Source organism: Vibrio jasicida CAIM 1864 = LMG 25398 (genome assembly GCF_000400365.1).
GTDB lineage: Bacteria > Pseudomonadota > Gammaproteobacteria > Enterobacterales > Vibrionaceae > Vibrio > Vibrio jasicida.
In genome coordinates, this window is the sequence record NZ_BAOG01000161.1 from 1 (window position 1) to 19447 (window position 19447).

Annotated in this window: 22 protein-coding genes; 19 read left to right on the forward strand and 3 right to left on the reverse strand. The window is 45.4% G+C overall.

The features are described 5' to 3' along the window. Positions 1-361: 361 nt before the first annotated feature. Together VJL_RS25770 and VJL_RS25775 are read right to left on the reverse strand one after the other, a co-directional pair. A complete protein-coding gene (locus tag VJL_RS25770) occupies positions 362-718 on the reverse strand; it encodes a YibL family ribosome-associated protein (RefSeq protein ID WP_038868502.1) in 357 nt (118 codons plus the stop codon). A gap of 85 nt (positions 719-803) precedes the next feature. Beyond that, on the reverse strand, positions 804-1799 hold the full coding sequence (locus VJL_RS25775) for a 2-hydroxyacid dehydrogenase (RefSeq protein WP_038868503.1): 996 nt from the start codon (positions 1797-1799) through the stop codon (positions 804-806). Positions 1800-1975: 176 nt separating this feature from the next. Here VJL_RS25775 and VJL_RS25780 point away from each other — a divergent pair, with 176 nt between their 5' ends. Further along, positions 1976-2458 (forward strand): L,D-transpeptidase family protein, encoded by a 483-nt coding sequence (locus tag VJL_RS25780; RefSeq protein WP_038868568.1) that lies wholly within the window; start codon positions 1976-1978, stop codon positions 2456-2458. Positions 2459-2487: 29 nt separating this feature from the next. Here the strand turns inward: VJL_RS25780 and VJL_RS25785 are convergent, their stop codons facing one another. Next, positions 2488-3195: a glycerophosphodiester phosphodiesterase family protein gene (locus VJL_RS25785; protein WP_038882195.1), complete on the reverse strand. Its 708-nt coding sequence runs from the start codon at positions 3193-3195 to the stop codon at positions 2488-2490. Between the two features lie 287 nt (positions 3196-3482). Between VJL_RS25785 and VJL_RS25790 the strand changes: the two genes are divergently transcribed. From VJL_RS25790 to VJL_RS25875, 18 genes are all read left to right on the forward strand, one after another. Next, positions 3483-4148: a response regulator transcription factor gene (locus tag VJL_RS25790; protein ID WP_038868505.1), complete on the forward strand. Its 666-nt coding sequence runs from the start codon at positions 3483-3485 to the stop codon at positions 4146-4148. Continuing rightward, a complete protein-coding gene (locus VJL_RS25795; RefSeq protein ID WP_038868506.1) occupies positions 4148-5521 on the forward strand; it encodes a sensor histidine kinase in 1374 nt (457 codons plus the stop codon). Before VJL_RS25790 ends, VJL_RS25795 begins: the two co-directional genes overlap by 1 nt. A gap of 206 nt (positions 5522-5727) precedes the next feature. After that, positions 5728-7818: a TonB-dependent siderophore receptor gene (locus VJL_RS25800; protein WP_038882240.1), complete on the forward strand. Its 2091-nt coding sequence runs from the start codon at positions 5728-5730 to the stop codon at positions 7816-7818. A gap of 75 nt (positions 7819-7893) precedes the next feature. After that, positions 7894-8661, forward strand: coding sequence for a DUF3450 domain-containing protein (locus VJL_RS25805; protein WP_038882196.1), 768 nt, complete (start codon positions 7894-7896; stop codon positions 8659-8661). Continuing rightward, entirely contained in the window at positions 8662-10029 is a 1368-nt protein-coding gene (locus tag VJL_RS25810) for a MotA/TolQ/ExbB proton channel family protein (protein WP_038882197.1), read from the forward strand. It abuts the gene before it with no gap. After that, positions 10029-10583 (forward strand): MotA/TolQ/ExbB proton channel family protein, encoded by a 555-nt coding sequence (locus VJL_RS25815; protein WP_009705136.1) that lies wholly within the window; start codon positions 10029-10031, stop codon positions 10581-10583. Before VJL_RS25810 ends, VJL_RS25815 begins: the two co-directional genes overlap by 1 nt. Next, positions 10580-10984: an ExbD/TolR family protein gene (locus VJL_RS25820; RefSeq protein ID WP_005438299.1), complete on the forward strand. Its 405-nt coding sequence runs from the start codon at positions 10580-10582 to the stop codon at positions 10982-10984. The genes VJL_RS25815 and VJL_RS25820 overlap by 4 nt, the downstream gene beginning before the upstream one ends. Then, positions 10984-11604, forward strand: coding sequence for an energy transducer TonB (locus tag VJL_RS25825; RefSeq protein ID WP_038882198.1), 621 nt, complete (start codon positions 10984-10986; stop codon positions 11602-11604). Before VJL_RS25820 ends, VJL_RS25825 begins: the two co-directional genes overlap by 1 nt. Beyond that, complete coding sequence (locus VJL_RS25830; RefSeq protein ID WP_038882200.1) at positions 11601-12773, forward strand: tetratricopeptide repeat protein; 1173 nt, start codon at positions 11601-11603, stop codon at positions 12771-12773. Before VJL_RS25825 ends, VJL_RS25830 begins: the two co-directional genes overlap by 4 nt. A 172-nt stretch (positions 12774-12945) precedes the next feature. Beyond that, on the forward strand, positions 12946-13803 hold the full coding sequence (locus VJL_RS25835; RefSeq protein ID WP_038882201.1) for a CPBP family intramembrane glutamic endopeptidase: 858 nt from the start codon (positions 12946-12948) through the stop codon (positions 13801-13803). A 137-nt stretch (positions 13804-13940) separates the two neighbouring features. Beyond that, positions 13941-14570 carry a PepSY-associated TM helix domain-containing protein gene (locus VJL_RS25840; protein WP_038882202.1) on the forward strand — a complete coding sequence of 210 codons (630 nt, stop codon included), beginning with the start codon at positions 13941-13943 and terminating at the stop codon, positions 14568-14570. A gap of 23 nt (positions 14571-14593) precedes the next feature. After that, positions 14594-15133: a DUF2271 domain-containing protein gene (locus VJL_RS25845; RefSeq protein ID WP_038882204.1), complete on the forward strand. Its 540-nt coding sequence runs from the start codon at positions 14594-14596 to the stop codon at positions 15131-15133. Between the two features lie 16 nt (positions 15134-15149). Continuing rightward, a complete protein-coding gene (locus VJL_RS25850) occupies positions 15150-15980 on the forward strand; it encodes a DUF4198 domain-containing protein (protein WP_038882205.1) in 831 nt (276 codons plus the stop codon). Between the two features lie 44 nt (positions 15981-16024). Further along, the gene (locus VJL_RS25855) at positions 16025-16345 is read left to right on the forward strand and encodes a hypothetical protein (RefSeq protein WP_038882207.1); all 321 of its coding nucleotides are present in this window, start codon (positions 16025-16027) and stop codon (positions 16343-16345) included. Then, complete coding sequence (locus VJL_RS25860; RefSeq protein ID WP_038882208.1) at positions 16342-16896, forward strand: DUF6162 family protein; 555 nt, start codon at positions 16342-16344, stop codon at positions 16894-16896. Before VJL_RS25855 ends, VJL_RS25860 begins: the two co-directional genes overlap by 4 nt. Positions 16897-16919: 23 nt before the next feature. Beyond that, a complete protein-coding gene (locus tag VJL_RS25865; RefSeq protein WP_038882209.1) occupies positions 16920-17846 on the forward strand; it encodes a metal ABC transporter solute-binding protein, Zn/Mn family in 927 nt (308 codons plus the stop codon). Next, a complete protein-coding gene (locus VJL_RS25870) occupies positions 17846-18571 on the forward strand; it encodes a metal ABC transporter ATP-binding protein (protein WP_038882210.1) in 726 nt (241 codons plus the stop codon). Before VJL_RS25865 ends, VJL_RS25870 begins: the two co-directional genes overlap by 1 nt. Further along, positions 18571-19446, forward strand: a complete 876-nt coding sequence (locus tag VJL_RS25875) for a metal ABC transporter permease (protein ID WP_038882212.1) — start codon at positions 18571-18573, stop codon at positions 19444-19446. Before VJL_RS25870 ends, VJL_RS25875 begins: the two co-directional genes overlap by 1 nt. Position 19447: the final 1 nt, after the last annotated feature.

Genomic DNA, 19447 nt, shown 5'->3' on the forward strand with positions numbered 1-19447 from the left:
GGCTGAGTGGTTGAAAGCACCGGTCTTGAAAACCGGCGTACGTTAATAGCGTACCTAGGGTTCAAATCCCTATCTCTCCGCCACTATTAAGAAGCCTCGCTAGAAATTGCGAGGCTTTTTTCATTTCTGATGCTTGAGAATTAGACGGGATTTGCATTAAGTTCCAGTTAGTCACAACCCTAGGCTAGGCATTCCAGAACTAGGCCACCACATAGAAAGCCCGCTGAAAAATCAGCGGGCTTTCGTCGTTTTTAGCATTCGAAAGTGGTGGTTGCTCTAAGCTCAACTTTTTGAATTTTAGGCATAAAAAAGCCCAAGCTTGTAGCTTGGGCTTTTCAATATCCGTTGCTTAATAGAGTTATTAAAACTCTTTTGGTGCGAAGCCTGTCATTGCATCTAGGCGAAGTTCTTTACCAACTTTAGTCAGTGGATGAACGATAACTAGACCTTTCACACGCTTCTTAAGCTTGCCGATATCTGCTTGTTCTGCTTTAGTGATTTCACGAGAGAATGGCATATCAAGCAGGCTCTTACGCTCTTTGTTTAGCTCGTATGTTTGCTTGTGCTTAAGTTGATTCAGCTTCTTCGTTAAGTCATCAACTTCATTCGTGAATTTAGTAATCATTTCGTGATCACCACGAGAACGCGCCGCATCAAGTTTACGTTGGCAAGTATCTAAACGGTTGTGCAGCTTTTGAATGTCAGTTTTAATGCTCATGGTAATTAGACTCAAATTTTTTATGGTCGAGGAGTATAGCATAGCTGAAATTCAACGCTCTACTATACTACTCGATATCCCCACTTTACTTGATCAATTCATTGCCTGAAGCCTGCTCTGAAAAGAACGCTTCGACGTTATTTAGCGTAACAGAAGCGATGTTGTTTAGAGCCTCATGGGTCAAGAAGGCCTGATGCCCAGTAAATAGCACATTGTGGCAAGCTGATAAGCGGCGGAATACGTCATCCACGATGACATCGTTCGATTTATCTTGGAAGAACAGGTCTTTTTCGTTGTCATAAACATCTAAGCCGAGCGCGCCAATTTTGCCTTGTTTAAGCGCTTCAATGGCAGCTACAGAATCAAGTAACTCACCACGACTGGTATTGATGATCATGACACCGTCTTTCATTTGAACGAAGGCTTTTTCATTCAATAGGTGGTAGTTTTCTTCACTCATTGGACAGTGCAGAGAAATGACGTCAGCGTTAGCATAGATCTCTTCAAGAGAGCAGTAACGCGCGCCCATCTCCAACGCAAGAGGGTTTTCATATGGGTCGTAACATAAGACTTCCATCCCCAGCCCTTTAAAGATGCGCATGGTGGCGATACCTATCTTACCTGTCCCTACGACACCAACAGTCTTGCTATAAAAGTTAAAGCCGACTAGACCTTCTAGGTTGAAGTTTGCGTCACGGGTACGCTGGTAAGCTTTATGCAAGCGTCGATTCAGACACATCATCATACCGACAGTGTGTTCCGCCACGGCTTCTGGTGAATAAGCAGGAACGCGGACAACTTGTAGGCCAAGTTCTTTCGCCGCTTCCAAATCAACCTTGTCGAAACCTGCACAACGCATCGCGATCAGTTTCGTGCCGCCAATGGAAAGCTGTTTTAGAACTGGAGCAGACAGGTCATCGTTTACGAAGGCGCAAACAACCTCGCAACCCTGTGCCATTTTTGCAGTTTTAGACGTTAATCTAAAATCATGATAGTGAAATTCGAAGTCCCGGTTGTTTTTGATTTTGTTGAAAGAGGCTTCGTCATAGGATTTTGCACTGAAAAAAGCAATGTTGAGCATAATACCCTCTCTATTTGTGCTGAATTTGTAAAGTAATCTCCTTATAAAGTAAGCCAATTTTAGTGTAATGAGTAGTTAAATTTGCACACATTAAGTTTGCTTTAGTGTGACCATCTGACTAGCATGGTTGCTCTTTTTTGTGTTCCCCTTAAGTGGATGAGTTAGGCGTTCTGGCGATGTCAGTAAAATGGTTGTCTTTGATCTTGTGTTGTACGTTTATGTCCGGTGCTCACGCAGCGGTCGATTTGGTAAAAGTTGATAAGTCGAAGCGTAGGATGTACCTGATGGAGAATGGCGAGGTCGTTAAAGAGTATCGCATCGCATTGGGTGCTAATCCAAAAGGACACAAGCAAGAAGAGGGTGACAATAGAACTCCAGAAGGTGATTACACGTTAGATTACGTGATCAACGATTCTGCTTTCTACCGTTCTGTGCATATCAGTTATCCTGATGCAATTGATCGTTTGGAAGCGCATCGTCGCGGTGTCGCACCTGGAGGGGCAATTAAAATTCACGGTCTTAAAAATGGTGAGACTCAATCACCTCAATTTATTCAAAGCTTCGATTGGACTAACGGTTGCATTGCCATTACTAACGAAGAAATGGACGAATTTATCAAGCTAGTCAAAATGGGAACCCCAATTACTATTGAATGGTAATGGAGTTCCTAATATCGACATCTCAGCTACTACATAAAACGACTTGGATGGTCACTAAAGATGCCATCCAACATTGGCAGATGTTTTAGTTTTTTGGGATTGTTCACTGTGTAACACATCACCTTGTAGCCTGCTTTTTGTAGCTTATTGATTTGGCGTGAGCGAACCCAGTTAATATTGAGGTTACAGCTGTAGGCATCTACTTCTTCGAGCAATAATCGGTCTTTTCGACTAAAGAATTCACTTAGCACACCTAGTCTATAACCCTCACAATGCTTGTGCAGTGCTCTAATTACGTCATGACTAAAGCTTGATAAAAGGATGCGTTCTTTTGGTAAAGGACCGTCTAGAAGAGTTTTAGCCGCCATTTGAGCAACGTCATTGGCAGAGTGATGATCTACTTTAACCTCGATGTTAAGATTTAGGTCATTTTCTGCAGCAAGCTCTAGGAGCTCAGATAGTGTCATGATGGATTCATTGGCGAATTCATCGCCGAACCAACGACCAAAATCTAACGCTTTGAGCTCAGATAATGTCATTTGGTCAACTCGACCTTTACCGTTACTACAGCGGTTCACGGTATGATCATGGCAAACTACCAGTACATTGTCTTTGGTCGGTTGTACGTCGACTTCAACCCAATTTAACCCTAAATCGATCGCAGCTTGAACGCTGACTTTCGTATTTTCGGGGAACTTACCTGCCACACCTCGGTGGCCAATCAATAGCGTTGTCATATACGTCTATGCTCAATAAGAAACTGCACAGAATTGTACTCTTTTTTATGGAAAATAGAGTGCGAGTTTTGCTTCTTGTGGTATCCAATAATTATCGATGCATATTAAAGAAAGGTATTTCATCTATAAACAGCGGCGATGAGAACATAACTAATTGGTTTGTTTAGCCCTTTTTGATAAGGGCTTTTTTTGTATTTTTTATGCTCAAAAACCCTAAAAACTATAGTTGTTTAATCTGCAAATGAGTAATAGAATGCGAACCATTTTTATTTAACTGGTAGTGGATGATGTCACGAATTTTGGTCGTAGATGACGATGTTCCGTTGTGTGAACTATTGGAAGCCGTGTTACAAGAAGAAGGGTATACGGTCTCGTCAGTTCACTGTGGTGAAAGCGCGTTACAGTACATGGAAAAAACGCCTGTTGACCTCGTCTTACTCGATGTGATGTTACCTAACCTCAGTGGTATGCAGGTGGCTCGCCGTATTTGCCAACGATTCGCTACCCCTATACTGATGTTGACAGCATTAAACGATGAGAACTCGATGCTTGATGGCTACCAAGCTGGCGCTGACCAATACATCGGTAAGCCATTCAACGTCCCCGAACTGCTTATGCGTATTAAGGCGATTCTTCGTCGTGTTGGCTTAGAGCGTCAACGACAGGCTATGTGTTGTACTGTACAGAGCATGAGTGACCATCTCAACAGCCTTCCTTTGACTGGTACAGAGGCTGAACTATTGTGCTACCTAGTAAAAAACCAAGGCGTGGTAATCTCTAAGGCGGAACTGCAGACCAAAGTTCTAAAGAAAGAGTTGAGTCCTTTTGACCGTAACCTCGATATGCATATCAGTAATATTCGTCGCAAGTTAGTTGAAGCGGGCTTATCCAAACAGCACATCAAAACGTTTCGTGGTAAGGGTTATAGCTACTTAGAGGCTGTGACTGGCTAATGCGATTTGTGTGTCCATCCTACTTTGTGAAACGAAGAGACAGCCTCGCATTTCAGCTTTTTAGTTACATGACGGCTATCGTTATTAGCATCTTGGCTGTTCAAGCGGTTGCCGAACAAGCCCTAGTCAAAGCCATGCTAAAGGTACCTGCTAGTGTAAAGACTGAAATGTTGGACTTAGCGCATCAAGCTAACGTGTTGATCGAAGAAGGTGACATGGACGAGCTGGCCGATTGGGCAAATGCACAGCACTTTTACTTGTTTGTACTCGACGAAAATCAGCGCCCTCTTACACACCGTTTGATGCACCCTCACTTTGAATTCAAGTTGAAATTTAAGCGACGTTTGGACGAACAACTAGAAGGCCGAGTAAGTCGTCCGATATTCAATATTCCTCTTGTCGGAAACAACAGCCTAGTGATTCAGTTGCCTCATCGTTTGCACCCGGCTCATGATTTCATCCTTTATTTCTCTGTATTAAAGGTTGTGATTGCGGCGGTCATCTTGGCGCTGTTCTCTTTGTTAATGGCACGGAATTTACAACAACCATTGGACCGCTTAAGAGAAGCCAGTAAAAAGCTATCGAATGGTGACTTTAACGTCAGTGTGGTGGATGAGCTTAAGTCGAACACCCGCGAATTCAACGAATTAGCGCAAGACTTCGACCACATGACAAAAGAGATTCATTCTCTTGCTGAAAAGCAGCGTCGCTTGATTCGTGATGTTTCCCATGAGTTACGTACACCATTAGCGCGCCAAAATTTAGTGTTACATCTATTGCGCAAGCGAGTAGGGGAAAATGAACAAACCCTAGTGACGCGTATGGAAGAAGAGGCCAATGAGCTAAATCATCTTATTGGTGAAATCCTGGAATTCAGCCGTTTAGAGAATGCTCGCTACGATACGGAATTAAAACGCAGCGATTTAGAAGTACTATTGGCGCCTCAAGTAGAACGTTGCAAAATCGATTTGCAAATACAGCAAAACCTTACGTTTGTTTCTGAGGCGACAAGAACAAAAGCGCAATGTGACGATACGCTCGTCGTGCGTTGTTTGAATAATTTGATTGGCAATGCCATTAAGTATGCTGGTAAGTCAGCCCAGATTGATGTTTCTCTGGCGAACAAAACAACGGACAAGCACAGCTACTTAGCCGTGACGATAGCCGACAATGGCCCCGGCATTCCACAAGATAAACTGACAGATATCTTTGACCCGTTCACACGATTAGATGCTTCCCGAGACAAAAAGTTAGGTGGTTACGGTCTGGGGTTGGCCATTGTAAAAGAATCCATGCGAATGATGGGTGGGAAAGCCGTTGCAAGCAATCGTTCAGAAGGCGGGCTTGTAGTGACATTACTTTTTAGACAGTAAAATTCATGTCAAAAGTGCAGATTTAATGTGATCTATATCTCGATTGTTGGCGAGTATGACCCTTTACCGCTTTACAAAACTTTACGAATGCAAAGAATGTAAATTTAATGCAAATAGTAATAGTTATCACTTATATTCACTCGCGAAATAACTAAGAGGGAACCACATAGCAGTTATGTGCTACCCAATAATCGGAGTGAATGGGTATGTTTTCTAAGAGCCAATTGGCATTAGTGATCGGTGCGGTGCTAGCAGCACCGGCAGTGGCAGAAGTTCAAAATACGGATGAGCACCTAGTCGTAGAAGGTCGCGAATTCGGTTACAAAGCGGATACGAATACAACAGCAATGCGCATGGAAATGACGCAACTGGAAACTCCAGGACAAGTTGCTGTGATTGATGAAGCGGTAATCGATGAGCAGCGTGCAAGCACGTTAGGTGAAGTTCTACAAAATGACGCGAGTGTTAGTGCGGGCGGTACAAGCCGTAACCGTGAGCGTTTCTCGCTACGTGGTTTTGAACTGAGCAGTTCAGACGGCTTCCTACGTGATGGTCGTCAGCATTGGTCACACTACCGTCAACCAATTGAGCTTTTAGAGCGTGTTGAAGTTCTTAAAGGTCCATCAGGTCTACTTTACGGTAAGTCAGAACCAGGTGGTCTTGTGAACATGGTTTCTAAGAAGCCAACAACAGAAACGCAAGCAAGCTTAAGCCAAGATATCGGCTCAAATGATCATTCACGAACTGTACTTGATGTCAGTGGTGCGCTGAATGATGCTGAAACATTACGTGCGCGTGCGATTCTTGCAAAAGAAAGCTACGGTTCATGGCGTAAATACGGTGATGGTACAGAGCCACAAACTGACCGCGTAGTAGGTGGTTTGGTCGTGGAATATGACATCACAGAAAACGTCATGGTTTCAGCACACTATGACCGTACGAAAGATGACGGCGGCGTTGATTCCGGTGCTTACATCGTTGATGGCAAAGCCGCTCGTGGTGACAAGTACATCTGGGATGCACAGTGGTCAGAGATTGACAACGATGTTGAAAACTATGGTATCGACATCAATGCTCAAGTGACAGACAACGTGAATGTTAAAGCGGGTTACAACCGTCAAGACTTTAAACGTTTCGATGTAGAGTCTTACCCTAAATTCGATATGTACGAAGAAAACGGTACGATCAAGCATAAGGGTAACGAGCGTTCTGATCACTGGGTATTTGATACTGCTTATGTAGATGTGACGACTGACTTTTCTCTGTTTGGTACAGATAACACTTTCTTAGTCGGTGCAAACTACTTGGATTACAGCTACGACCGTTTTATGGCTTTCCATGATGGCGAGTATGTACCAGCTGGTGAGACGGTTGTGAAGCCAGAGCCAACAAGCTCAAAGAGATGGCCAACAAGCGAATATGATACTTGGGGTATCTACGCACAAAACATGATGACAATTAACGATTACTGGCAGGTACTTGCAGGTGTTCGTTACGATGAAAAACGCAGCGATGAGCTGACAGAAAGTCAGGTGTCACCAAAACTAGGTGTGATTTTCCACCCTGCAAGCAATGGTTCTATTTACGTTCAGTACTCTGAAAGCTTTATGCCTCAAGGTACGGTAAATGGCACAGATTACACCAACGATGGTGAAGAGCTTGATGCAGAACGCGGGATCTCTTATGAGATGGGTACTAAATGGGAGCTGTTTGACGAGCGTCTATTGGTCTCTGGTGCTGTGTTCGATATCACGCTAGAAAACATTGCGCTTGATGTTGAAAATGGCGTTAACGCTGGCGGTGACGTTATGTATAAGAAGACTCAAGATGGTGAGCAAGTACACCGCGGTGCAGAAATCCTAGCTCAAGGTTCTGTTACAGAAGAACTTTCGCTAACGGCTTCTGCAATGTACTTAGACGCAGAAATCACAGAAAGTGCGGATTACAAAGGCAACCGTCCAGCGGACGTTCCTGAGTTTTCAGCAAGTGTTTGGTCGAGCTACAAAGTTCAGAACAACACAGATGTGAACCTAGGTCTGATTTATGAAGGTGAGCGCTACGGTGACGCAGCGAACACATTTAAGAAAGATGGGTATGCACGTATTGATATGGGCGTTGCGTACACTCACAAGTATGATGAGAACTTAGATATTGTGGCTCGATTCAATGTAGAAAACTTGTTTGATACTGACTACCTAGCAGGTGGGGGTAGCACCAACAGTAAACAAGAAGGAGCTAGCGGTGTAGTGATAGGCGAGGGCCGAAACTACATGGCGACAATTCAGTTCAAGTACTGATAACAAACTGATTTTTAAAGGGGAAGAGTTGTCTTCCCCTTTAGTCGTTTTTGGAAAACAGAAAATATAACTCGTATGAATCTAATGAAATCAAGTATCGCTCTGTTGATCACATCGGTTTTGATTCCCGTTCAAGCGGAAAATCTTAACGATGCTCAAGCTGTGCAGAGTAAAACTAACCAAGCGTCTGCGGTAAGCCAGAAGCGTATCAATGCAAGTGCTGAGAAGTCTTTGTCACTAGAAGCTGAAATTGAACAGTTGAATGAAGAAGTCAGCAACTTGACGATTTATCGCGACCACCTTTCAAACCTTGTTGATAGCCAAAACGAGGAAGTGGCAAGTTTGAATGAGCAAATTGAACAAATCGCTCAAACTCGTCAAGGTGTGGTCCCGCTTATGTATCACATGCTGGATGGTCTAAAGACTATCGTTGCGAATGATAAGCCGATCCGCAAAGCGCAGCGTGAGGAGCGTATTGCTAAGCTTGATGCCATGATGACTCGAGCAGATGTCGCGGATGCTGAGAAGTTCCGTCGTATTCTAGAAGCGTACCAAATCGAAATGGACTACGGCACTAAGATTGGTATCTACCAAGGCAAGATTACATTGGAAGGTAACGACCAAGTTGAGGCTGATATTCTTTACTTAGGTCGCGTGTCGCTAGTTGCGCGTAGCCTATCTGGTGAACACTTCTGGAGCTGGTCACAACCACAGAACGCATGGCAGTCCGTTGGTTCAGAACAAAAATCTGAACTCGATAAAGCGTTTGCCATGGCAAATAAACAGATCGCACCAAGCATGCTAACTCTGCCAGTGTCTCTAAACGTAGCGGAGGGCAAATAAATGATGAAGAAATGGCTATCGGTTGCATTGATTTCTACTGCTGCGCTTTTACCGCATACGACGTTTGCAAGTGACACTCTGCTGCAAAAAGCACAACAAGAAAATCGCCAACAGCAATCCCATAACGTGGCTCGTGAATCTGGTTTTAACAAGACTCAGCAAGAGCTACAGACAATGAAGAATAAGCTTGTAGCAGAACGTGCGGCGCTACAAGCAGAAGCTGACACGCTTGGTGTTACTTTTAGTGAAAACGAAGCTGAACTGGCGCAACTAGAAGAAAAACTACGTTTAGAAACAGGTAGCTTGGGTGAGTTGTTTGGTGTTGTTCGTCAAAATGCAAAAGAGCTGGAAGCAGAACTTAAGCACTCAGTCACTGGTGTAGATGCGAACACTTTCCAACAAAACATCGATGATATCGTTGCCGCGAAATCCCTGCCTACTTTGCCTCAGCTTCAAGCGATGTGGCGCAGTATGGAAGAACAAGTTAAAGCAAGTGGTGAGATGACGAAGGTGTCATTCACTCTGCTTGATGGTGAAGGTCGTGAACAAACGGTCAACGGCGTTCGCCTTGGCTCAATGGCACTACTGGATGATGCTGGTTACGTGAAGTGGAATGGCCAACGCGGCGATGCAGTGAGCTACCTCCGCCAACCAGAAAATGGACCAACAGCAAGCTCGTTGAACTCGGGTGAAATCGATTCTTTAGTGATTGACCCATCACGCGGCATTTTGCTTGAGCAATTGGCAAATTCACCGACAATGGCGGATCGCCTGAATGCAGGTGGTGTCGTTGGTCAGATCATTCTTGGCTTGTTAGCGGTTGGTTTGATCATCGCGTTGGTTCGTGGTGTGTCATTGATGGTTGCTCGTCAAAAAATCGCCAAACAGTTAAAGAACCCAACTCAGCCAGAAGACAACCCGCTTGGTCGTATCCTTGCTGTGTACCAAAAAGACAAACATCGTAGCGTTGAAGCATTAGAACTTCGCTTATTAGAAGCGGTAGTTGACGAGCAGACTCACCTTGAGAAGGGGTTGTCGATGCTGAAACTGCTTGCTGCTCTAGCACCGATGCTTGGTCTATTAGGTACGGTAACAGGCATGATCGAAACGTTCCAAGTGATCACTCAGTTTGGTAATGGCGATCCAAAAGTCATGGCAGGTGGTATCTCTATGGCGCTAGTTACAACTGTTCTTGGTCTTGTTGCGGCAATGCCATTGCTTCTTGCTCATAACGTCTTGAGCTCTCAAGCAGAGAACATTCGCAATATTCTTGAAAAGCAAGGCATTGGTCTTGTTGCGGAACAAGCTGAGCGCGATATGCCAAAAGGCAAAAACAACCCTAACACGACAGCGGAGAACGCAGCGTAATGGAGCAGATCCTACTCAACACATTGGGTTTGATCAGTGAGGATTGGGCCTCAACCTTGATGAGCTTTATGCAGCAAGGTGGCCAAATCCTATGGTGGCTAGCGGCCGTTGTTGCGGTGTGCTGGCTACTGGTTATGGAGCGTGTACTTTACCTGACAACGGAGTTTCCGAAGGTGAAGAAACAGCTTTGTGAGCAGTGGCTAGCAAGACCTGACCACCACTCTTGGTACGCGCATCAAATCCGCGAAGGATGGATTGCAAAAGCACACATTGAACTGCGCCAAAACCTATCAACCATCAAAGTACTCGTGGCGATTTGCCCGATGTTAGGTTTGCTAGGTACGGTGACTGGCATGATCACAGTTTTCGATGTGATGGCCACACAAGGCAGTAGCAATCCAAAATTGATGGCTTCAGGCATTTCACTTGCAACACTGCCAACTATGGCAGGTATGGTTGCGGCACTTGCAGGCATGTTTGTTCATGCGCGTTTGAGCAAAGTGTGTGAGCGTAAAGCCCTCCAGTTAGAACAATCTTTAAGGAGTCAGAAGTGAGACTCGGACGTAGAAATAATCAACAAGATGAAGCCCAGATCGATCTAACATCGATGCTGGATATCGTGTTCATCATGCTGATCTTCTTCATTGTGACCAGTTCATTTGTACGTGAGTCAGGTGTAGAAGTTAACCGACCACAAGCATCGAATGTGGTTAGCCAAAAAGACGCAGGCATTTTTATTGCGGTGACAGCAGCGAACGATGTGTACATCGATAAACGTTTGGTGGATATCGAACGTGTAGAAGCGACCATTGAGCACTTGTTACTTGAGCAACCAGAGGCATCACTTGTCATTCAAGCGGATGAACATGCATACAACGGAACGGTTGTGAAGGTGATGGATGCGGCGAAAGGTGCTGGCGTGAAGAACATCGCATTGGCAGCGGAGAAACCTTAATGGGCAGGCTACTACTCGCGCTACCAGCGTCAATTTTGATTGCGGTGAGCTTGTTTAGCTTTATGGCGTGGATGGTCGATAAAGGCAATCAACGCGCACCTCAACCATCAGAGGCGGTGCGCTTTGACATGGTGATGGTCGAGAATGATGCTGATGTTCAACGTCGTCAACGTTCTGTTCCTGAACAGCCAGAACCACCAAAAGCACCAGAACCGATGGATTTGTCTCAAGCGGAAACCCAAGTAGAGCCGATGAGCCAAGTGACGCCAATTAGCGCATTGGGTTTGAACACTGCACTGGATGGCATTGCGATCAGTGCTCCTAATTTAAAAGGCACGATGGGTAACCAGCAAGCATTGCCTCTGTACCGCGTTGATCCTCGTTATCCGAGCAAAGCACTGAAACGTAAAATGGAAGGTTACGTCATCATGCGATTCACGATAGATGCCACGGGTCGTCCAAAAGATATTGAAGTGATTGATGCCAAGCCAAAGCGTATATTTGAAAAAGAAGCGATTCGAGCGCTTAAGAAATGGAAATATCAACCGAAAGTTGAAGATGGTGTCTCAATTGAGCAGTTCGGACAAACCGCTAAAGTGGAGTTCAAGTTAGCCAAATGATGAAGCAATTCTTAATCGGTGCGGTATTAAGCCTAAGCGCTTTTACCACCGTCGCGAATGAACTGAGTCAATACACGGCGACTCGTGTTCAACGCGCTCATAACCTAGCGCAAGAAGAAAAGCTGCAAGAAGCCATTTCAACTCTTGAAGGCCTCGATTTATCTCGTGGTTACGATCAAGCGTTTGTGGCGCGAATGCTGGGTATTTTCTACTGGCAGAATGAGCAAGTTAAGTCTGCAATTAAACAGCTAGAGATTGCGGTAAACAGTGGTCTTCTGGAAGATGAGCAAGCTTGGCAAACGCGCAAAATGTTGGCTGATATGTTGCTCAATGAACAACAGTTCTCTAAAGCTTTGCCACAGTATTACGACTTGAGTAAATCCGTTCCTGAGAGCCAAAAGGCGCATGAAATTTGGCTGCGTATTGCACAGTCTCATTACCAGTTAAGTCAGTGGAATAAAGTTCTCTCTGCAATGGCTCGTTATGAGAAATATGGCCAGCCAGACGAAATGGCACCACTGTCCATCAAGCTATCTGCAGAGCTAGAGCTGAAAAAGTGGCAGCCTGCGATTGGCACGATCAAACGTTTGATTGCGATCGAGCCTGAGCGTGTGGAATGGTGGCGTCAGCTTGTTGCTCTGTATCTACGTGTGGATGATGATAAGCGTGCTCTTGATGCTTTGGCTCTTGCAAAGCTGAAAGGCGTAGAGTTGAACCAAGATGACCTCAAACTTCTTGCTCAGCTGTATGGCAAGCGCGGTATTCCAGAGCGTGCGGCAAAAGTGCTGGGTGAGTTAAATGAAGTTAACTCAGATAGCAAACTTAAAGCGCAGCAAGCTACGTACTGGCAAATGGCGAAAGAATGGGATAAGTCGATAGCGAGTTGGCGCGTAGCCGCGAAGCTAGATCGCCAATACTATTGGAACTTGTCTCAATTGCTTGTCCAAGAAGGGCACTACAAAGATGCTCTGATTGCATTGGATAAAGTCTCGGGTCGCAAAGCGGATGTGGCATTGGTTAAGACTCGTGCCTACTACAAGCTGAAACGCATTGAAGACGCTCTTGCCAACGCAAAACGCGCCAATGAGATTGAGCCCTCAACTCAAGCTGAGAGTTGGGTGAAATACCTATCTCAGTTGCGTAAAGTGAAAGCGAGCCAGAACAGCTAAGTCCAGTGATAATAGAACATGCATCAACGATCGAAAGACCCGGGTTATATCTCGGGTCTTTTTGTTTGTAAATATTGAGTCTGGTTCGATCTCTTTTTAAATATCATAACGTTATATTACCGTTATCCAGCGATAAGACTGGAACGTCAGCTTTTTTTATAAGGATAATACAATGATTCTCGATTCTGACATCTGGCTATGGTGCCCGTTAATTTTGGCGATAGCAGCGGCTTTTCTCCGCCATACTGGAGTCGCACTCGTATTGCTTGGCATAACCTTGTTTGGCGGCTTTATTCTTGGCCGTATTGAGCTTATTGCCTTGGTCAGCTCTTTGTTTGTGCTTGTTGTGTCATACCGAATTCCCAGTCTCGCTTCAAGGCTAAAAGCGCAGCCAAAAACGAAACCCATTTTCTATTTGGGGTGGGGAATCGTGATTGTTTGGTGTGTCTTGTTGTTTGTCCATCTGATCCCGGGATTCAATAATCTGCAAGTGCTCGACAAGGTATCTGCGGGGCCGTTGAGCGCTCCGTTCTCTATGTACCTTAACTTAGACAAGCCGCTTGCCTTCTTTGCGCTCTTATTGGCTTGTCCTATTTTGTTAGGTGGTGAGTCAAAGGTAAGAGTCAAACCGGCATTGCTGGTGATGATTCCTTTGCTCTTATTGTTGCCTATTGCGTCAGCACTTGGAGCCTTAAAACCTGAATTGAGTTTGCCATCTTGGTGGTGGTTATTTGTTTTGAACAACTTAGTCCTGACTTGTGTGACAGAAGAAGCGCTATTTCGTGGATTTATACAGCAGGCGTTATCCCGTCGCTTTGACTGGCGAGTTGGCTTGGTAGTTGCGAGTCTTTTGTTTGGTTTGGCTCACTTTGCTGGTGGCCCACTATTAATGGTATTTGCCGCGCTTGCAGGGGCTGGGTACGGTTTGGTCTTCCATTTTTCTGGCCGTTTATGGTGCGCTGTGCTCGCTCACTTCGTGTTTAATTTCTGTCACTTGGTTTTCTTTACTTATCCCATTCTCGCTCGATAACGCCCCCTCTTATTTGCTCCCGTCAGTATCGACGGGAGCAATGCTTTTTGACCAAACGTAAACAATGTAAATTAAATGCCAATACGAATGATTATCACCTAAATTACTCCCTCATTTACTGGTGATGATTGTTTTCTATGTTGCTCAAAAGCAAAGGCGTCCAGACTTGGGCACGCCGTCTGCACGTTTATATTTCTATGGCTCTTTTATTGGTGACGCTGTTTTTTGCGGTAACTGGTATTACGTTGAACCGACCAGAATTGTTTGAGCGCAGTGAACCCATCATTCAGCAACACACACTCACAGTTCCTTCCGAGCAACTATTTGTGAATGAGGGAAGCTTCCAACCTAATCGCTCTGCCCTGTTGAGTTTCTTAACACAAGAAACAGACCTACGAGGCACACCATCAGCACTCGATGTGTATACCGAGGTTGAGGATGGTGAATTGATGATTGGTGAACTCTCTTTAGATTTCAAAGGCCCAGGCTACAACGCCACCGTTTTTGTCGATATGACGACGGGTGAAGCTGAAGTTGAAACCACTAACTACGGCATGGTTGCGCTACTAAACGACCTACATAAAGGTCGCAACAGTGGTGATACGTGGAAATGGTTTATCGACATAACAGCCCTGTTAATGGTGTTTTTTGTGCTGACCGGTGTGTGTTTGCTGCTTCCAAAGAAAAAGACTTTTAGATCATCAATGCAGTGGATGAGTTTTGGCACTGCGTTATCACTCGTTATTTATTTTTTCGCTGTGCCATAACAGCCTATTCAGAGAAAAAACCAATGTTAAACATGGGCCGAATTTTTCGCCGTCACCCGTTTAGTAAAGCCGTATTGATCGCGGCTTTATCTCCTTTGCCGCTTATGGCCGCTCCATTTCCAGATAATGCCAAAGTCGACTTTGAGTTTGAGTTACCAAAGATTGATACCTCGATGTACGCAAGACCTTATGTCGCAGTATGGATCGAAGATGAAAAGCGTAAACCAGTCAAAACCATTCAGCTTTGGGTGGGTAAAGATGAGTGGTTAAAAGATCTTCGCAGCTGGTGGCGCAAAGTGGGACGTTACGATCGTGAGCTGGTCGATGCCGTAACGTCAGCCACTCGACCTGCAGGCCAATACCGATTTGTTTGGGATGGCACCAATGATAATGGCCAACGACTCGAGCAGGGTAATTACACCCTGCATGTAGAAGTCGTACGTGAACACGGTGGCCGTAATTACCTACGTCAAAAAATGCAGTTAGCGGACAGTGAAGTGCGCTACCAAATAAAACCAACGGAAGAGACGGGCGTCATTACCGTCAACTACCAAGTTAAGTGATAGAGAAGGAATAACAATGAAAACCAAAATGAAAGCGGTGGCATTAGCAAGTGTAATGGCAATGGGGCTAGCGGCCGCGACAACAGCACAAGCGCACCCTCGTTGGGTTCTCCCTTCTCACTTTACGGTATCAAAAGAAGGCGGTGATTGGTTAACGTTCGATGTGACAGCGTCTCACGGTACGTTTGTATTCGATAAGCCAGCAGGTAGCGAGCAAGCGTTCGTGATCATGCCAGATGGTCGTTCTGAGCGCCCGAATTTTGTTGTACGCGGCAAGCGTCGTTCAATGTTCGACTTCTTCTTTGTTGAAGAGGGCACACACAAAGTGGCTATCAATAACCAACCTAGCTACTACACCCAGTACAAAGCTGGCCGTCGCGATACGGTTAAGTGGGCGAAAGCGAGCAAAGCAGAACGCGCTAGTGTGATTCCTGAAAAAGCACGTGATGTCGTTACCCAACTTAGCTACACACGTGCAGAAAGCTATGTAACGGTTGGTATGCCAACAGAAAAGGCACTAGAGATTGAAGGTAAGCTGTTAGAAATGAAGCCGATTACGCACCCTTCAGACATTATTGAAGGTGAAGAAGTGACATTCCAATTCTTCTTTAACGGCGAGCCTCAGCAAGGTGTCACGGCGGAAATTACGCGTGAAGGTACTCTGTATCGTAACCACCAAGAGCAAATCGATGTGGTCAGCGACAAGGATGGAAAAATCACCTTCACTCCAGATGTAGCGGGCCGCTACCTAATGAAAGCAAACTACAAGGGTGAGCTGAAAAACGATCCACTTGCAGACAAAGCAAGCATGAACGTTCACCTAACGTTTGAAACTCAACTTAACTAATCAAAATTTGGCTCAGCCACACGCTGAGCCAATTTGGATGCATCATGAAAAACGTTTCTATCCTTAAAACCTCAGTGTTGGTTACTGGTTTTATCTCTTCTCAAGCGTTCGCGCATTTCCCATTGATGAGTTGCCATTTAGAGCAAGACAAAGTGATTTGCGAGGCCGGCTATTCAGATGGTTCTACCGCCGTGGACTATGACGTTGAAATGTACGATTACGACGACAACTTGATCGCCAAAGTAACGACAGATAAACGCTCCATTGCTGAATTCACTCATCCTCAAACCGACTTTTATTTGGTTTTCGATGCGGGGCATGAAAACCCAGTAGAAGTGGATATCGTTGAGTTAAAAGAGAAATGATTACCCAGAAGATCAGACCGGATAACGGCAGTCGAGAAGGTAAATGGGTTGCTCTAACCATCGCAGGTATTCTTGCGGTCTCCACTATTTTGCTGCCTCACCATCAAGCCGAGACAGAACATACCGAAGTGCTAGCGCATCAAGTCCTCATCACTGACCTTGAACAAGAAGAACTTGCGATGATTGCCGAGCTAAAGTTGGCCCATGAAGAGATTCGAGATCTTCATCTAGATGCTGGCGAGTGGCCTGCCGTCAGCGAATTGGAAGAATTTTGGGTTGCCCCATTTGTGCAAGACCAAAGCTGGCAGCGAAAAGGCTCTCATCAATGGCAACGGTTAGATGTAGGGATTTATCTCGGTGTAAGGCAAGATGAAAAAGGCGCGGCTTCCATGCTTCTCGATAGTCGTAATGAACACGCCGACATTTGGTTTATTCAATCTACAACAAAGGCGTCTGATTTGTCTCTTGCGGAAATAAGCGAACGCCAGAAGCAAGGTTGGCAACAAATTGTTCTTGTCCCTGCTACGTCTTCAAATGCTCACGCCCATTAAGCTCAATTTTAACGATAACAACTATGATGAAACGATCTTTTCTACGTCGAATTATAACGGCTAGTGCATTGCTGGCAGTAGCTTCATCGAGCTTTGCAGCAGATAAGCTCAATATTGGTATTACGCTCCAACCATACTACAGCTATGTGAAAGCGGTGGTCGGTGACAAAGCAGAAATTCTACCGCTGGTGGATGCAGGTTTTAACCCTCATAACTATTTACCTCAACCTAATGATCTAAAGCGTTTGAAGCAAATGGATGTGATTGTGGTCAATGGTATCGGCCATGATGATTTTGCTCTTAAAGTGATTCAAGCTTCACAACGTGACGATCTTGTGGTGATAGAGGCAAACAAAGAAGTACCGCTGTTACCTGCGATGGGTCAATCAGTCGGTAAAGGCGCAGTTAACCCGCATACGTTTGTGGGCTTATCTACCACGATTCAAAAGGTTTACACGATTGCGAGTGAGCTAAGCAAGCTCGACCCAGAAAACGCGGCGTTTTATCGCAAGAATGCGCGCGCTTATGCAAAAACATTCCGCCTTTTGAAGCGTGATGCCATGTTGTCTTTAGGGCAACTTGATACAGCAGGCATGAAGGTCGCTACTACGCATAATGCTTATGGTTACATCTTGCAGGAATTCGGCGTTGACGTCGCAGCAGTTATCGAACCTGCTCATGGTGTAGAGCCAAGCGCAAGCCAGTTACAAGAAACGATAGAGAAGATTCGTCAATCAGGCATTGATGTGCTGTTTTACGAACTGAACATGCCAAATCGTTTTGTCGATACGATCGAAGAAGCGACCGGTGTTCAGCTTTACCGTTTTTCTCACATGACTCATGGCGAATACGAAGCCAATAAGGTTGAAGTCGAAATGCGTGAGAACGTCGCAACTCTGATTGAAGCGATGAAGTTCGTTGCAAGCAAGCACGAACAGGAGAAAGCTTGATGTTAGGGCCTTCTATCTCTCTCGATGGGGTAAGCCTTCAATATGGTGACAACCTGATTCTACAAGACATCCAAACCCAATTTGAAGCAGGCCAATGTCACGTCATCATGGGGCCTAACGGTGGTGGGAAGACTTCTCTTTTACGCTCTGTATTGGGCTTAACCCCATTTACTGGTGACATTTCTGTCCATTGGCCAGACAGCAAACATGCAGCGGGAATCGGCTATGTTCCGCAAAAAGCCATGTTTGAAGCCAGTCTGCCGCTCACGGTTATGGATTTCGTATTGCTTAACCAAACCAGAGTGCCGCTGTTTTGGCGACGTAAAACCAAGCAAACTCAACAAGCGCTTGCTCAACTAGAGCGCGTTGGTATGGCTTCACGTAGTGACCGACGAATGGGACAGTTATCGGGTGGTGAGCAGCAGCGTGTCTTGTTCGCTCAAGCGTTATTAGACGATCCAAGTCTGCTTGTTTTGGATGAGCCAACGACAGGCATGGATGAGCAAGGTGTTCGTTACCTTGAAAGCTTAATTCATGAAGTTGTTGGGGAAGGTAAAACCGTGCTCGCCGTGCATCATGATGTGACAGCTGTACGTCGTTTGGATGCTCGGGTCCATGTCGTGAATCGTCAAATTGTAGCATCAGGGCACCATTCAGAAGTATTGAGTCCAGAACGTATCGAGTCGTTGTTTAAGCACTACACAGCAAAAGTGGAGGCGGCGTAATGGATTGGTTAAGAGATCTCGCTCTGCATGGTGTGGAAGCGGGTTGGTTAAGTGACAGTTTTGCTTATGCGTTTATGGTCAACGCGATAGTGGCTGCACTCATTCTTGGTCCCTTGCTGGGTGGTTTAGGCACGCTAGTTATTGCGAAGCGTTTAGCGTTCTTTTCAGAGGCGGTCGGCCATGCAGCATTAACGGGTATTGCAATTGGTGTACTGCTTGGTGAGCCACCAGAAAACCCATTCATTGGATTATTTAGCTTCTGCATGATCTTCGCACTTTTGCTGCATTTCGTGCGAAATCGAACCAATGTTCCTTACGATACATTAGTTGGTGTATTTCTAGCACTGGCACTGGCCGTTGGTGCTGCCTTGCTAATGTACGTGGCACGCAAGATCAACATCCACATGCTGGAGAATGTTCTATTCGGTTCAATTCTGACGGTAACAGACAGAGACATTACGATTCTGGCCGTGAGTTGTTTGATCATTTTATTGCTTTTGATCCCGACATTTAACCGCATATTACTGACTTGCATCAGCCCGGATATCGCGCGTGTCCGTGGATTCAATACCAGCTTCTACGATTACTTGTTCGTCATGATGATCACGCTTGTGACCATTGCTGCGGTGAAGATCATTGGCGCCGTATTAGTTGGGGCATTACTGCTGATTCCTGGTGCAACAGCCCGCCTTCTTACGAAGAGAATGGGGAGCTTTGTGTTGCTCTCATCATTACTGGCGAACATCGCGTGCTTGGTTGGCACCGTCTTACCGATGGAGTTGGAACTTCCAGTTCCATCTGGTGCGTCGATCATCATTGTTTCGGCAATCTTCTTTTTAACTGCAACCATGTATCGCATTGTGCGCAAAGCTTAAA